Origin of the sequence: uncultured Cellulomonas sp., assembly GCF_947494015.1 — a bacterium.
Taxonomy (GTDB): domain Bacteria; phylum Actinomycetota; class Actinomycetes; order Actinomycetales; family Cellulomonadaceae; genus Pengzhenrongella.
In genome coordinates, this window is the sequence record NZ_CANLTL010000001.1 from 169,723 (window position 1) to 184,110 (window position 14,388).

At 75.6% G+C, this 14,388-nt stretch carries 14 protein-coding genes; 4 read left to right on the top strand and 10 right to left on the bottom strand.

Annotated elements, in window-relative coordinates:
• Window positions 1–40 precede the first annotated feature (40 nt).
• Window positions 41–1,141: a hypothetical protein gene (locus tag Q0840_RS00735; RefSeq protein WP_298454887.1), complete on the top strand. Its 1,101-nt coding sequence runs from the start codon at window positions 41–43 to the stop codon at window positions 1,139–1,141.
• Window positions 1,142–1,244: 103 nt separating this feature from the next.
• On the opposite strand, the gene Q0840_RS00740 is transcribed toward Q0840_RS00735, so the two are convergent.
• The 3 genes from Q0840_RS00740 to Q0840_RS00750 all read right to left on the bottom strand — a co-directional run bounded on the left by Q0840_RS00740 (window position 1,245) and on the right by Q0840_RS00750 (window position 3,550).
• Complete coding sequence (locus Q0840_RS00740) at window positions 1,245–2,477, bottom strand: RtcB family protein (protein ID WP_298454889.1); 1,233 nt, start codon at window positions 2,475–2,477, stop codon at window positions 1,245–1,247.
• A 107-nt stretch (window positions 2,478–2,584) separates the two neighbouring features.
• Window positions 2,585–2,920 (bottom strand): hypothetical protein, encoded by a 336-nt coding sequence (locus Q0840_RS00745; protein WP_298454891.1) that lies wholly within the window; start codon window positions 2,918–2,920, stop codon window positions 2,585–2,587.
• A 93-nt stretch (window positions 2,921–3,013) separates the two neighbouring features.
• Window positions 3,014–3,550: a DUF2809 domain-containing protein gene (locus Q0840_RS00750; RefSeq protein WP_298454894.1), complete on the bottom strand. Its 537-nt coding sequence runs from the start codon at window positions 3,548–3,550 to the stop codon at window positions 3,014–3,016.
• 136 nt (window positions 3,551–3,686) lie between these two features.
• Here Q0840_RS00750 and Q0840_RS00755 point away from each other — a divergent pair, with 136 nt between their 5' ends.
• On the top strand, window positions 3,687–4,178 hold the full coding sequence (locus Q0840_RS00755) for an NUDIX domain-containing protein (protein WP_298454897.1): 492 nt from the start codon (window positions 3,687–3,689) through the stop codon (window positions 4,176–4,178).
• A 1-nt stretch (window position 4,179) separates the two neighbouring features.
• Here the strand turns inward: Q0840_RS00755 and Q0840_RS00760 are convergent, their stop codons facing one another.
• The 3 genes from Q0840_RS00760 to Q0840_RS00770 all read right to left on the bottom strand — a co-directional run bounded on the left by Q0840_RS00760 (window position 4,180) and on the right by Q0840_RS00770 (window position 7,517).
• Window positions 4,180–5,268, bottom strand: coding sequence for an aspartate-semialdehyde dehydrogenase (locus Q0840_RS00760; protein ID WP_298454900.1), 1,089 nt, complete (start codon window positions 5,266–5,268; stop codon window positions 4,180–4,182).
• Window positions 5,269–5,270: 2 nt separating this feature from the next.
• On the bottom strand, window positions 5,271–6,614 hold the full coding sequence (locus tag Q0840_RS00765; protein WP_298454903.1) for an aspartate kinase: 1,344 nt from the start codon (window positions 6,612–6,614) through the stop codon (window positions 5,271–5,273).
• Between the two features lie 120 nt (window positions 6,615–6,734).
• The gene (locus tag Q0840_RS00770; protein WP_298454905.1) at window positions 6,735–7,517 is read right to left on the bottom strand and encodes a TSUP family transporter; all 783 of its coding nucleotides are present in this window, start codon (window positions 7,515–7,517) and stop codon (window positions 6,735–6,737) included.
• A 210-nt stretch (window positions 7,518–7,727) separates the two neighbouring features.
• On the opposite strand from Q0840_RS00770, the gene Q0840_RS00775 reads away from it, so the two are divergent.
• Both Q0840_RS00775 and Q0840_RS00780 read left to right on the top strand, forming a co-directional pair.
• A complete protein-coding gene (locus tag Q0840_RS00775; RefSeq protein WP_298454906.1) occupies window positions 7,728–8,714 on the top strand; it encodes an ABC transporter ATP-binding protein in 987 nt (328 codons plus the stop codon).
• Window positions 8,711–9,817 carry an ABC transporter permease subunit gene (locus Q0840_RS00780; RefSeq protein ID WP_298454908.1) on the top strand — a complete coding sequence of 369 codons (1,107 nt, stop codon included), beginning with the start codon at window positions 8,711–8,713 and terminating at the stop codon, window positions 9,815–9,817. Before Q0840_RS00775 ends, Q0840_RS00780 begins: the two co-directional genes overlap by 4 nt.
• Before the next feature lie 39 nt (window positions 9,818–9,856).
• Here Q0840_RS00780 and Q0840_RS00785 read toward each other — a convergent pair whose 3' ends face one another.
• From Q0840_RS00785 to Q0840_RS00800, 4 genes are all read right to left on the bottom strand, one after another.
• Window positions 9,857–10,480 carry a DUF5063 domain-containing protein gene (locus tag Q0840_RS00785; protein WP_298454910.1) on the bottom strand — a complete coding sequence of 208 codons (624 nt, stop codon included), beginning with the start codon at window positions 10,478–10,480 and terminating at the stop codon, window positions 9,857–9,859.
• The gene (gene recR, locus Q0840_RS00790) at window positions 10,473–11,072 is read right to left on the bottom strand and encodes a recombination mediator RecR (RefSeq protein ID WP_298454911.1); all 600 of its coding nucleotides are present in this window, start codon (window positions 11,070–11,072) and stop codon (window positions 10,473–10,475) included. The genes Q0840_RS00785 and recR overlap by 8 nt, the downstream gene beginning before the upstream one ends.
• 76 nt (window positions 11,073–11,148) lie before the next feature.
• Window positions 11,149–13,500 carry a DNA polymerase III subunit gamma and tau gene (locus Q0840_RS00795; RefSeq protein WP_298454912.1) on the bottom strand — a complete coding sequence of 784 codons (2,352 nt, stop codon included), beginning with the start codon at window positions 13,498–13,500 and terminating at the stop codon, window positions 11,149–11,151.
• A 166-nt stretch (window positions 13,501–13,666) separates the two neighbouring features.
• The gene (locus tag Q0840_RS00800; protein WP_298454913.1) at window positions 13,667–14,383 is read right to left on the bottom strand and encodes an ABC transporter ATP-binding protein; all 717 of its coding nucleotides are present in this window, start codon (window positions 14,381–14,383) and stop codon (window positions 13,667–13,669) included.
• Window positions 14,384–14,388 lie beyond the last annotated feature (5 nt).

Below are 14,388 nucleotides of genomic sequence, written 5' to 3' on the forward strand. Positions count from 1 at the left end.
GACGCGACCCGCGCACACCGACCTCACCCTGGGACCCGACATGACCACCGCCCGCACCACACCCGCCCGCACCACGCCCACCCTGGCCGTCCTCGCCGGACGGGCAGCCGCCGTCACCGGCGCCGCCGCCGTCCTCACGCTCGCCGCCGCCGCGCCGGCCTCCGCGCACGAGCGCTGGTTCGCCGACCTCGCCGACGGGGGCGACTGGGGGTTCTTCCTCTCCCCGCTGCCGCTGGCGCTCGCGGCGACGATGGTCGTCGTGACCGTCGCCTGGCGGCTCGTGGCCCGCCGGCTGCCCCGTCCCGAGCTCGGCGTGCTGCGGCCGATGGGGCGCCTGGCGCCCTACGTGCCGCGGCTGCTCGGCATCCACCTCGGGGTGTCGCTGCTCGCGTTCTCGGTGACCGGCTCGTTCCTCACCCCGTCGCTGCCGCTGCACGACGTGCCCGGCGGTGACCTCGCCGGTCTGGCCGAGGCGGCGGTCGGCATCTGGCTGATCACGGGGGTGCGGCTGCGGGTGGCCGCGCTCGGCGTCGTGCTGCTCGGTCCCGCCGCGCTGCTCGCCGCCGGGCCGGTGGCGCTGCTCGAGACCGCGGCCCTGCTCGGGATCGCGCTGTTCCTCGCCGTGCTGCCGCCGTCGGACGGCACGTTCGGCCGCGTCGACGCCACCCCCCGCCAGCTGCGGACCGCCCTGCTCGGCCTGCGCGTCCTGGTCGCCGTGGCCCTGGTCACGCTCGCGTTCAGCGAGAAGTTCACCAACCCCGAGCTGGCCCGCAACACGCTGGCCGAGTACCCGCAGCTCAACGTCTTCGCGCTCGTCGGGCTGCCGGTTCCCACCGACGTCTTCATCGTGGTGGCGGGCTCCGTCGAGCTGCTGTTCGGGCTGCTCGTGCTGTCCGGGGCGATGCCGCAGGTGGCGGTCCTGGTGGCGATGGTGCCGTTCAACGCGACCCTGGTGCTGTTCGGCACCACCGAGGTGATCGGGCACCTGCCGGTGTACGGCGTCTTCCTCACCCTGCTGGTGTACGGGTCGAACCGGGCCACGGCCGCCGAGGTCGCGTGGCTGCCCTCCCGGGGCGACGTCGCCGCCGTCGTCGACCGGTCGCGCACCCGGCCCGCGCGCCGCACCGCACCGGCCGTCTGAGCCGCACCGGGGCCCGGCGCCACGCCCGGCTCACCCGCCGGCCCACACCACCGGCGGCCGAGGCCCGGGTCACCCGCTCGCGGGGGACCCGGGCCTCGTCGGGTCAGCCCTTGACGCAGAGGAGCGTGCGCAGCCGCGCCACCACCTCGACGAGGTCGGTCTGCGCGGCGATGACCGCGTCGAGGTCCTTGTACGCCGCCGGGATCTCGTCGACGACGCCGAGGTCCTTGCGGCACTCGACCCCGGACGTCTGGGCGGCGAGGTCCTCGGCGGTGAACTGCCGCCGCGCCTGGTTGCGGGACATCCGCCGTCCGGCACCGTGCGACGCGGACTGGTACGACGCCTCGTTGCCCAGGCCCCGGACCACGTACGAGCCGGTCCCCATGCTGCCCGGGATCAGGCCGAGGTCACCGCGTCCGGCCCGGATCGCGCCCTTGCGGGTGACGATCAGGTCCGCCCCGTCGATCCGCTCCGTCGCGACGTAGTTGTGGTGGCAGTTGACGCCCTCGTCGAAGGTCAGCGTCCGGTCCGCGAAGTGGTCGCGCACGGCCTGGACGACGAGCGCCATCATCACCGCGCGGGACCGCGCCGCGTACTCCTGCGCCCACCACAGGTCGTCGAGGTAGGCCTGCATGGCCGGGGTGCCGGCGAGGAACACGGCCAGGTCCCGGTCGACCAGGCCCTGGTTGTGCTCGAGCTGCTTGGCGACGCCGACGTGGTGCTCGGCGAGCTCCTTGCCGATGTTGCGCGACCCCGAGTGCAGCTGGAGCCACACGGCGTCGTCGTCGTCGACGCAGAGCTCGATGAAGTGGTTGCCGCCGCCGAGCGTGCCCAGCTGCTTGCGTGCGCGGTCCTCGAGAGTGCGGGCCTTGCCCTGCAGCCCGCCGAACCGGCTCCAGAACGCGTCGTGGCCGGCGAGCCGCTCCCGTCCGGCCGGTCCCGCCACCGGGCGCAGCCGGGCGAGGTCGACCGGCTCGTCGTGGGCGTGGAAGCCGACGGGGACCGCGGCCTCGATCCGCAGCCGCAGGGCGTGCAGGTCGTCGGGCAGGTCGGACGCGGTCAGGGACGTGCGCACGCCGATCATGCCGCAGCCGATGTCGACGCCGACCGCGTTGGGGGAGACCGCGTCGCGCATCGCGATGACCGAGCCGATCGTCGCGCCCTTGCCCAGGTGGACGTCCGGCATCACGCGGACGCCGTGCACCCACGGCAGCCCGGAGACGGTGCGGAGCTGCTCCAGCGCCTGGGGCTGGACCTCGTGCGGGTCGGCCCACATCAGGGTCTGCGCGGTGGCGCCGGGCAGGGCGACCGGGAACCCGGTCGTGGTCGTGCTCATCGTGCTGCTCGCCCCCTGGAGGTGTCGGTCGGTGCGGGACCAGACCGTCTCCCGGCGGGGGACGCCGCGTCGAGCGGATAACGCGGACGGGTGAGAGCGACCGGCGGTCAGGCGGCGAGCTGGAGCTCGGCGGCGGGGTCGGCCACGGGGCCGAGGGCGACCACCGGTGCGGTGATCGCACCGCGGCGCAGGACGACGATCGTGGCCAGCGCGATCGGCAGGTTCACCACCGCGGGGGCGCCCAGCCACAGCGACCCGAGCAGGACCGCGTAGACGCCCCACAGCAGGTTGCCCGCGACCGCGATGACCTGGGTGCTCAGCGCGATCCCGGACAGCTGCGCGGGGTCGTGGCGGTGCTTCCAGACGCGTGCCCCCTGGGGGAGCCAGAGCAGGAACGAGGTCAGCGAGGCCATCATCCCGATGACCTCCGTGGCGGCGTGCATGTGTGTCGTGTCCTCGAACCCTGCGGGTGGCGCAGGCGTGCTGGTGCGGACCGCGGCGTCGGACGACGTGCGGGCGGGCGGGCCGCGCACGGGTCACGTGGGCGGTCCCTGGGGAGTGGCGCCCGGGGTGGTCCGGCGGGCACGAGCGTCCATCGGCGCCCACGCAGCGGCCGTGAGCCGGCCACCGTGCGACGTGCACCACAGCACTCCCCCGGCGGCAGCCGCACCCGCGAGGTACGCGACCAGGTCGGGGGCGTGGAAGGTGGTGCCCAGCACGAGTCGGGCCGGCCACCAGCGCTCGGCGAGCGCGGCCGGGACGCCGGTCAGCTGGGCGAGCTCCAAGGCGGTGCACACCGCCAGGCCGGTGAGCCCCAGCTGCCACGGCCGTCCGGCCGGCCGGCAGACCGCCGCGAGCGCGACGACGAGCGCGGCGAACAGCGCGTCACCGAGCCCGTCCGCCACCGCGGCACCGGCGCCGTCGAGCCGCCCGCCCACGGTGTGCACGGCCAGCCCCGAGGCGACCACCGGCACCGCCGCGAGCGCGGTCGCCACCCGTCGTCGGCGCGCGCCGCGGGGCCGCGGGACGCCGCCGGTCGTCGCGGGTGGGCCGCCGATGCGCCGAGGGGTCACCGGGCCATCCTGCGGACGCCGCCGGCATCCGGGGGCCGCCGGACCGGTCGGGTCGTGGGGAGATCGGGTGCACACCCGGTGGCGGCCGGCGCCGCCGCCGAGAACCCCGGCCGGGTGGCTGGCTAGGCTCGCCGGCGTGCCGGTCCCCGAGTTCATCACCCGACTGCGCGGCCAGATCGGGCACGACCTGCTCTGGCTCACCGGCGTCAGCGCCGTGGTGCTCGACGACGACGGCCGGGTCCTGCTGGGGCGCCGCTCGGACGACGGCCGGTGGGCCGTCGTCAGCGGCATCCTCGAGCCGGGCGAGCAGCCCGCGGTCGCGGCCGTGCGCGAGGTGCTCGAGGAGACCGGCGTCGTCGCGCGGGCCGACGCGCTCGCGTCCGTCGCGACCGACGCCGACGTCATCGTCTACCCCAACGGCGACCAGGCGCTGTACCTGGACCTGACGTTCCTGTGCCGCGCGGTCGACGGACGGGCGCGCGTGGCCGACGACGAGTCGACCGAGGTCGGCTGGTTCGCGCCGGACGCGCTGCCCGAGCCGCTGTCCCCGACGTCGCGGGAGCGCATCGACCGGGCGCTCGCCCTGCGGGCCGATCCCACCCGCGGACCGTGGTTCAGGCGGGACTGAGTCAGCCCGCCGGGACCGGGTCGGTGACGCGCTGCCAGGCGCCGCGGTCGGCGAGCAGCACCTCGGCGACCTGCACCGCGTTCAGCGCCGCCCCCTTGCGCAGGTTGTCGTTGGAGATGAACAGCGCCAGGCCGCGGCCGTCCGGCACGCCGGGGTCCTGCCGCAGCCGGCCGACGTAGCTCGGGTCGGCGCCGGCCGCCTGCAGCGGCGTCGGGACGTCGGTCAGCTCGACGCCGGGGGCGTCGCGCAGCAGCTCGTGCGCGCGCTCGACCGACATCGGCCGGTCGAACTCGGCGTTGACCGACAGCGAGTGCCCGGTGAACACCGGGACCCGCACGCACGTGCCGGAGACCCGCAGCTCGGGGATGCCCAGGATCTTGCGGCTCTCGTTGCGGAGCTTCTGCTCCTCGTCGGTCTCGTGCGACCCGTCGTCGACGAGGGCGCCGGCGAGCGGGACGACGTCGAAGGCGATGGGCCGCACGTACTTCTGCGGCTCGGGGAAGGTGACCGCCGACCCGTCGTGCACCAGGGCGAGGGTGTCCTGCTCGACGGCGCCGCGGATCTGCTCGTCCAGCTCGGTCGCACCGGCGAGGCCGCTGCCGGACACCGCCTGGTAGGTGCTGACGACCAGGCGTTGCAGCCCGGCCTCGTCGTGGAGGACCTTGAGCACCGGCATCGCGGCCATCGTGGTGCAGTTCGGGTTGGCGATGATGCCCTTGCGCGCGTCGCGGACGGCCTCGGGGTTGACCTCGGAGACGACGAGCGGGACGTCGGGGTCCATCCGCCAGGCGGAGGAGTTGTCGATGACGACCGCACCGGCGGCGGCGAACCGCGGTGCCTGGGCCTTGGACGTCGCGCCGCCGGCCGAGAACAGCGCGATGTCCAGGCCGCCGGGGTCGGCGGTCGCGGCGTCCTCCACGACGACGTCGGCGCCCCGCCACGGCAGGGTCGTGCCGGCCGAGCGGGCGGAGGCGAAGTACCGCATCTCGGCGACCGGGAAGTCGCGCTCCTCGAGCAGCCGGCGCATCACCGCACCGACCTGACCGGTCGCCCCGACGACGCCGACGCGCAGCCCGTTGCCCTGGCTCATGACTACCGCCCCGTCCCGCCGTAGACCACGGCCTCGTCCTCGGTGCTGTCCAGCTCGAACGCGGTGTGCACGGCCCGGACGGCGTCGTCCAGGTGGTCCGCGCGGGTGACGACCGAGATGCGGATCTCGGAGGTGGAGATCATCTCGATGTTGATCCCGGCCGTGCTCAGGGCGGCGAACAGCTTCGCCGAGACCCCCGGGTGCGAGCGCATGCCGGCACCGACCAGCGACAGCTTGCCGATGGTGTCGTCGTACTGCAGCGACTCGAACCCGATGTCGCCCTGCACGGCGGTCAGCGCGGCGATGCCGACCTGGCCGTCGGTGGCCGGGAGCGTGAACGAGATGTCGGTCAGGCCGGTCGAGGCGGCCGAGACGTTCTGCACGATCATGTCGATGTTGACCCCGGCGCCCGCGACGACCTCGAAGATCCGCGCGGCCTTGCCGGGCACGTCGGGGACGCCGACGACCGTGATCTTGGCCTCGCTCCGGTCGTGCGCGACGCCGGAGATGATCGGCTGCTCCACGGCTCCCTCTCCCTGCTCGTCGGACTGCTGGTCGGTGTGCTGGCCGGAGCCCGTGGCCGACCGGGGGGCGGTCGGGTCGACGGCGGTCGCGGCGGACGTCACCAGTGTCCCCTGGCGGCCGGAGAACGAGGACCGCACGTGGATGGGCACGTCGTACCGGCGCGCGTACTCCACGCACCGCAGCACGAGCACCTTGGCGCCGCTGGCGGCCATCTCCAGCATCTCGTCGTAGGAGATGCGGTCGATCTTGCGCGCGGTGGGCACGATCCGCGGGTCGGCGGTGAAGACGCCGTCGACGTCGGTGTAGATCTCGCAGACGTCGGCCATGAGCGCTGCGGCGAGGGCGACCGCGGTCGTGTCGGAGCCCCCGCGGCCGAGCGTGGTGACGTCGTTGGTGTACTGGGTGACGCCCTGGAAGCCGGCGACGATGGCGACGGCGTCCTGCGCGATGGCGTTGCGGATCCGCGACGGCGTGACGTCGATGATGCGCGCCTTGCCGTGCGCGGAGTCGGTGATGACGCCGGCCTGCTGGCCGGTGAACGACTGCGCCTGGATCCCGAGGTTGGCGATCGCCATGGCCAGCAGCGACATCGAGATCCGCTCGCCGGCGGTCAGCAGGATGTCCATCTCGCGCGACGGCGGCATCGGGGACACCTCGTTGGCGAGGTCGATCAGCTCGTCCGTGGTGTCGCCCATCGCGGAGACCACGACCACGACGTCGTGCCCGGCGCGCTTGGACTCGGCGATGCGCTTGGCGACGCGCTTGATGCTGGCGGCGTCCGCGACGGACGACCCGCCGTACTTCTGCACGATCAAAGCCACGGGGCCACGCTCCGGAGGTCAGGCAGGGCAGGGGGTCAGGCAGCGGCCGAGTCTACGGGCCGCCCAGACTGTGGACGGCCCGCGTGCCACATGGCGGACAGGCGGCCGGGACGCCACCGGTCAGGCGAGCACGTCCCAGCCCAGGCGCAGGATCAGCCCGCCGACGACGACCATGAACACGACCCGCACGAAGGCGCTGCCCTTGGCCACCGCCATCCGCGCCCCGAGGTAGGACCCGGCGATGTTCGCGGCGCCGACCATGAGCCCGAGCTTCCACAGCGGGGCACCCTGGGCGCTGAACACCGCGAGCGCGCCCAGGTTGGTGGCGGCGTTGACGATCTTCGCCTTGGCCGACGCCTCGAGGAACGCGTAGCCGAGCACCGCGACCAGCCCGATGACGAGGAAGGTCCCGGTCCCCGGACCGAGCAGCCCGTCGTAGAAGCCGATGCCGAGGCCGAGACCCAGCGCGGCCCCGAGGTGCCGTCGACCCGCCCAGCGCAGGTCGGTCGCGCGGCCCAGGGAGGGCCGGGCGACGGTGTAGACCGCGACGGCGACGAGGGCGACCAGGATCACCGGCCGGAACACCGCGGGTGGCAGCGAGCTCGCGAGCACCGCTCCCCCGGCCGCGCCGGCCAGCGCCGCGAGCGCCATCGGACCGGCGGTCCGCAGGTCCGGGTGCACCCGGCGGTAGTAGGTCACCGCACTGACCGAGGTGCCCATGATCCCGGCGAGCTTGTTGGTCGCCAGCGCCTGCACCGGGCTCAGGCCGGGGACCAGGAGCAGTGCGGGCAGCTGGACCAGGCCGCCGCCGCCGACGACGGCGTCGATCCACCCGGCCAGGAACCCGGCCAGCACCAGCAGGACCACGGTGCCGACCGCGACGTCGACACCCCCGCTGATCACGCGCGCTGGTCTACCACAGCGCCCACGGCGCACCCGGAGACCGTCCGCGGGTCACGGTCGGGCCGGCGGCGGCCCACCGGCGGCACCCCGCACCGGCGCGTCGGCAGCACCGCGCGTCCGGAAGACCTGCACCGGTCGGCCACAGGGTCCGCACGCGAGTCGGCGACGGATCACGCCCGGCCGGCGGTCCTCGCCCCTACGGTCGGAGCCATGTCGATCACCGCGGGCGACCGCGCTCCCACCCCTGCGCCGGCCGTCCCCCCGGGGATCGAGGTGACCGGGCTGCACCGGTCCTTCGGCGCGGTCCGCGCGCTCGACGGCGTCGACCTCGTCGCCCGGACCGGCGCGGTCACCGCGCTGGTCGGACCCAACGGCTCCGGCAAGACGACGCTGCTGCTCGTGCTGGCCGGCCTGCTCGTGCCGGACGGCGGCCGGGTGCGCATCGCCGGGCACGACCCGGTGACGGACGGGCCGGCCGCCCGCGCCCGCACCGGCTGGATGCCGGACGCCTTCGGCACCTGGGACTCGCTGACCGCCCGGGAGGTGCTGCTGACCTTCGGCGCCGCGTACCGGCTCCCGCGGGAGGTCGCCGCGGCGCGCGCGGCGGAGCTCCTCGAGACCGTCCACCTCACCGAGTACGCCGACCGGCCCGCGAGCGTGCTGTCCCGCGGTCAGAAGCAGCGGCTCGGTCTGGCCCGGGCGCTCGTGCACCGTCCCGAGGTGCTGCTGCTCGACGAGCCCGCGAGCGGGCTCGACCCGCGCTCGCGGGTGGACCTGCGGGTGCTGCTGCGCGACCTGGCCGCGGCCGGGACGACCGTGCTGGTGTCCAGCCACGTGCTGGCCGAGCTCGACGAGATGGCCGACGACGCGGTGTTCCTCTCCGGTGGGCGCACGGTCCGCCCCGATCGTGGTGACGTGCCCGCCGACGGCGCCCGCGAGTGGCGGCTGCGCGCGCTGTCGCTGACCGCGCTGACCGCCTGGCTCGACTCCGTCGGTGCCCGGTGGCGGCCGGACGACGGGATCGGGGGCGACGGTCCGCCCGGGTCCGGCGGCGTGCTGCTGCCGGTCGCCGGCGAGGAGAGCGCGGCGCGCCTGCTCGCCGACGCGGTCCGGGCCGGCGTGCCGGTCGCCGGTCTTGCCCCCGCGGCCGGTGCGCTCGAGCGCGCCTACCTGACCCTGGAGGAGGAGCGGCGATGAGCGCGTCCTGGCACGGCGTCCGGACCGTCGCGGTGCTCGAGCTGCGTCAGCGGGTGCGCTCGACCCGGTGGGTCGTCGCCCTGGTGGTGTGGTTCGTCGTGGTCGGCGCGATCACCGCGTTGAGCTGGGCGGCGATCCACGGCCTAGGCGGCGGCCCGGGGGTCGACGGCGGCCTGCCGGAGGAGGTCTTCACCGGCCCCCCGATCTTCGGCGTGGTGGTGTTCTTCGTGCTGTTCCTGGGCCTGCTCGTCTCGCCCACCCTGAGCGCGACCTCGATCAACGGGGACCGCAACGCCGGCACGCTGGCGACCCTGCAGGTCACGATGCTGAGCCCGGCGCAGATCGCCGTCGGCAAGCTGCTCGCCGCGTGGGTCGCCGCGCTGGCCTTCCTCGCCGTCAGCGTGCCGTTCCTGGTGCTCGCGCTGGCTGCGGGCGGCGTCCCCGTGGTGGCCGTGGTGGTGTGCCTGGTGGTGCTCGCGCTGCTGCTCGCCGTGGTGTGCGCGATCGGCCTGGGCTTCTCCGCGCTGTCCCCGCGCACGTCCGGGTCGGCGGTGCTGACGTTCCTGTCCGTCGCGGCGCTCACCGTGCTGAGCCCGGTCGTGTTCGCGCTGACCGTGCCCGCCGTCACCCAGGACGAGCCCGTGCGGGTCTGGTCGGTGCCGCTCGACTACGACTGGGAGAGCGGGGAGCCGCCGGAGTGCGAGTGGCGGACCGAGACGATGCCGGTGTTCCACACCGAGCGCACGTGGTGGCTGCTGGCGGTCAACCCGTTCGTCATCCTGGCCGACGCCGCCCCGGAGGCGCGGCAGGCGGCGACGGTCTCCGACCCGCTCGCGGCGATCCGTACCGCGGTGCGGGCCGCCCGGACGGGACCGGCGACCGAGCAGGACTGGTGCACGGACACCTTCGGGTCCTTCACGTCCGACGGAACCCCGGTCGCCCCGGCGCAGTCGCCGGTGGACGTGCCCGAGCCGGACCGCAGCGTCGTGTGGCCGTACGGCCTGGCGGTCGAGCTGCTGCTCGGCGCCGCGGGGCTCGCGGTGGCGATCCGGCGCCTGTCGATCCCGCAGCGCCGGCTGGCGCGCGGCACGCGCGTGGCGTAGCCGGGACCCGGCCGGGTCCGCGTGCGGCGCGCGGCCCGCTCAGGCCTGGAGGGCGTCGTACTCCGCCTCGGCGGCGACGTCGTCCTCCACGTCCAGGCGCAGGTGGGCGAGCATGAGCTGCAGCACCCGCAGCACGCTGGACGCGCGCTCGCCCCACACGGACAGGTAGGAGAACTGCCACCACCACAGGGCCTCGAGCACCTGGCCGGCCTCGAAGTGCCGCAGGCCCTGGGCGAGGGCGCCGGCGATGGCGACCAGGTCGCCGGACAGGGTGGCCGTGCCGACCTCCAGGCCCAGCACGGGGTCGACGATCTCCGGGTACTCGTCCAGGCCGTCCAGCACGTTGGCGAGCGCGGTGTGCAGCGGGTCGACGTCCGGGTCCGGGCCGACGTCGGGCTCGAAGCGCTCGGGCGGGACGATGTCCTGCATGGCGCCGAGCCGCGCGCCGGCGGCGAGCATGTCCGAGACGGCGAGCAGCAGCAGCGGGATCGTCGCGTCGGGCGTCGAGCCCGCGGCGACCTCCGTGACGGTGCTGAGGTAGCTGCGCGACTCGTCGGCGACGGCGCGGGCCACCGAGATGAGGTCGGCGGCCTCCGCGGCGACGGCCTCGTCGACCACCGGCTCGCGCGGCTCGGGGATCGCTGAGGTGCGGTTGTCAGGCATGGATCCGCCGTCTTCCTTCGAAGGCACGGCCGAGGGTGACCTCGTCCGCGTACTCGAGGTCACCGCCGACCGGCAGCCCGGAGGCGAGCCGGCTCACGGTGAGCCCCATGGGCACGAGCATGCGTGCGAGGTAGGTGGACGTGGCCTCCCCCTCGACGTTCGGGTCGGTCGCGAGGATGACCTCGGTGACCACCCCGCTGGCCAGCCGCGAGAGCAGGTCCTTGATCCGCAGGTCGTCCGGGCCGACGCCGGCGATCGGGTTGATGGCGCCACCGAGCACGTGGTACTTGCCGCGGAACTCGCGGGTGCGCTCGATCGCGACGACGTCCTTGGGCTCCTCCACCACGCAGATGACCTCGTCGGAGCGGCGGGGGTCACGGCAGACGCGGCACTGCGGCTCCTGGGAGACGTTGCCGCAGATCTCGCAGAACCGGACGCGGGCCTTGACCTCGGTCAGCGCGTCGGTGAGCCGGCGGACGTCGGTCGGGTCCGCCGCGAGCAGGTGGAACGCGATCCGCTGCGCGCTCTTGGGACCGACGCCGGGCAGCCGCCCGAGCTCGTCGATCAGGTCCTGGACCGCGCCCTCGTACACCCCGCCAGCCTAGGGCGTCCCGCCCACACCGGCCGCCGCGCGACCCGCGGGGTCCCGCGCGGTCGACCCACGGGTCTCAGCCCCCGTCGCCGACCTGCTCGTCGATGACCGTTCCCCCGAGGAGCTGCGCGACCAGCGGCGGGCCGGTCAGGTGCGAGCTGGCGATGTCCGGGTCGTCGGGGTCGGGCGAGTCCTCGACCGCAGGCGCCGAGGCGGCGGCGGCCTGCACGGCGGCGGCGTGCGCACGCTCACCCGCCGCGCGGGCGCTGGGACGTCCCGGCCCGGGGTCGGGCGGGGCGACGTCGACCACCGGCCCCTCCGGGATGTCGTCGTCCGGCGGCTCGACGGTCGCCCACGACGCCTCGGCCGCGGCGCGGTCGACGACGTGCGCCGGCGGGGCGTCCGTCCACGGCGCCCGGCCGCGCCCCGGAGCGTCGGCGGGACGCACGGGGGCGGACGACGGCGCCCCGCCCGCCGAGGCGGTGGAGTCGCCGACCCGCCCCTCGATCCGGACGTCGAAGCCGAGGGTCTCGCGCACCGCCCGCTGCACGACGTCGGCGTGCGGGCCGGAGCGGAACGCGGTCGCCAGGCCGGGCCCCGGGAACAGCAGGGTGAGCGAGGTGCCGGTGAGCTCGCCGACCTGCGCGTGCTGGCCGACCATCGCCCAGGTCGCCTTCTTCAGCCGGCTCAGCGTGTCGAGCACCTCGGGCCAGCGCCGGCGCAGCACCTCGGTCTCCACCCCGGCGACCCCGGACCCGGACGCGGACGCGGGGGCAGCGGCGGCGGGGAGGGCGGGGCCGGGGGCCGGGCGAGCCGGGCCCGGCGGCGGGGTGACCGGCGTCGGGGTCGCCGGGGCCGCGTTGGGCGTGCCCGAGGCCAGCAACGACGGCGCCGGGCCGGGCGCCTCGGGCGCCTCATCCACCCCCGACGCCGGGGGCGGACCTGCCGGACGCCCGGCGGCGGGTGCAGCAGGCTCCGGACGCCCGGCGGCGGGCGCGTCGGGCTGCGGACGGGCGGGGAAGGCATCGGCGATCTCGACCACCGGCCCGGGAGCCGGCACCGGCGCGGGCTCCCGCGCGGCCGCCGGCTCGACCGGTTCGGCCACCACCGGGGTCGGCAGCGGCGCGACGGCCGTGACCTCGTCCGCGGCCGGCTCCCCGACGGGCGTGGCACCGAGCCGGTCCCGGGCCCCCGTGGCGACCGGCACCGGGGTCCCCGCTCCGGCCGACGCCACCTCGGGCACCGCGCGGTCACGCGGCCCGGCCGGCAGTGCCACCCCCCGCTCGAGGCGGTCCAGCCGCGCGGCGTGGCCCAGCGTGCCGTCGTCGGCGGCGGGCAGCAGCAGCCGCGCGATCAGCAGCTCCAGGTGCAGGCGGGGCGACGTCGCCCCGGTCATCTCCCCGAGTGCCGCGTTGACGACGTCGGCCGCCCGGGACAGCTCCGCCGAGCCGAGGTGCGCGGCCTGGGCGCGCATGCGGGTCAGCTGGTCGCCCGGCACGTCACGCAGGGCGGCGTCGGCCGCCTCGCCGGCCGCAGCGAGCACGATGAGGTCCCGCAGCCGCTCGAGCAGGTCCTCGACGAACCGGCGTGGCTCGTGCCCGGTGGTGATGACCCGCTCGACCACGCGGAACGCGCTCGCGCCGTCGCCGGCGGCGACCGCCTCGACGAGGTCGTCGAGCAGGGTCGCGTGGGTGTAGCCCAGGAGCTGGACGGCGCGCTCGTAGTCCAGGCCGCGCTCGTCCGCGCCGGCCACGAGCTGGTCCAGGACGGACAGCGAGTCACGGACCGACCCGGCGCCCGCGCGGATCACCAGCGGCAGCACGCCCGAGCCGACGGGGACGCCCTCCGCCGCGCACAGGCCCTCGAGGTAGCGCCCCAGCACGTCCGGCGGGACCAGCCGGAACGGGTAGTGGTGGGTGCGCGAGCGGATCGTGCCGATCACCTTGTCCGGCTCCGTCGTCGCGAAGACGAACATCACGTGCTCCGGCGGCTCCTCGACGATCTTCAGCAGGGCGTTGAAGCCCTGCGGCGTGACCATGTGCGCCTCGTCGAGGATGAAGATCTTGAAGCGGTCGCGCGCCGGGGCGAACGTCGCCCGCTCGCGCAGGTCACGGGCGTCGTCGACCCCGCCGTGGCTGGCGGCGTCGATCTCCACGACGTCCAGCGACCCGGGTCCGCCGCGGGCCAGCTCGACGCACGAGGGGCACACGCCGCACGGGGTGTCCGTGGGGCCCTGCGCGCAGTTCAGGCAGCGCGCGAGGATCCGGGCCGACGTCGTCTTGCCGCAGCCGCGCGGGCCGCTGAACAGGTAGGCGTGGTTGATCCGACCGGTGCGCAGCGCCTGCATCAACGGCACCGTCACGTGCTCCTGACCGATCACCTCGGCGAAGTTCTCCGGCCGGTAGCGGCGGTACAGGGCTGTCGTCACCCACGGCACTCTAGACGCCGCCTCCCACGCTGCCGCAGCCCGGTAGCACCCCGGCTGTGGACCCGCCGACGCCGCCCCTGCACGGCGTCGGCGGGTGTCCCCGGGGGCGCGCACGACCCTCCCGCCGACCACCGCCCGAGCGGCGGAGCGGGCGGGACGACGGGGCCTATCGCGCCGTCGCGCCGACCGCCGCGCGCTCGTCCGCCACCACGCGCCCGTCGCGGACCTCGATCCGGCGTGAGCACCACGCCGCGACCTCGCGGTCGCCGGTGACGACGACCAGCGATGCACCGGCGGCGCGGGTCGCCTCGGTCAGCACGCGCATCACCTCGGCACCCGTGGCCGGGTCCAGGGCGCCGGTCGGCTCGTCGGCGAAGACGACGGCTGGCCCGGTGACCAGGGCCCGGGCGACGGCGACCCGCTGCGCCTGGCCGCCCGTGAGCTCGCCCGGGCGCCGGTCCTCCATGCCCTCCAGGCCGAGCGCGGCGAGCCACTGCCGGGCGTGGGTGAGCGCCTGCCCTCGCGGGGTGCCCAGCAGCATGGGCGGCAGCGCCACGTTCTCGGCCGCGGTCAGCTCGGACAGCAGCTGGCCGAACTGGAACACGAAGCCGAAGTGGCGCCGGCGCAGCAGGGACCGGTCGCGCTCGCCGAGGGTGGCGACGTCGCGGCCGTGCAGGCGCACGGACCCCTCGTCCGGCACCAGCACACCCGCGAGGGTATGCAGCAGGGTCGACTTGCCCGAGCCGCGCGGCCCCGTGACCGCGAGCGACTCGCCGTCGGCCAGGTCGAGGTCGACACCGGCCAGGGCGGTCGTCGCGGCGTACCGCTTGACGAGGCCGCAGGCCTGCAGGCGCGGGAAGGGGGTGGCGCTCGGTGAGGTCATGTCCC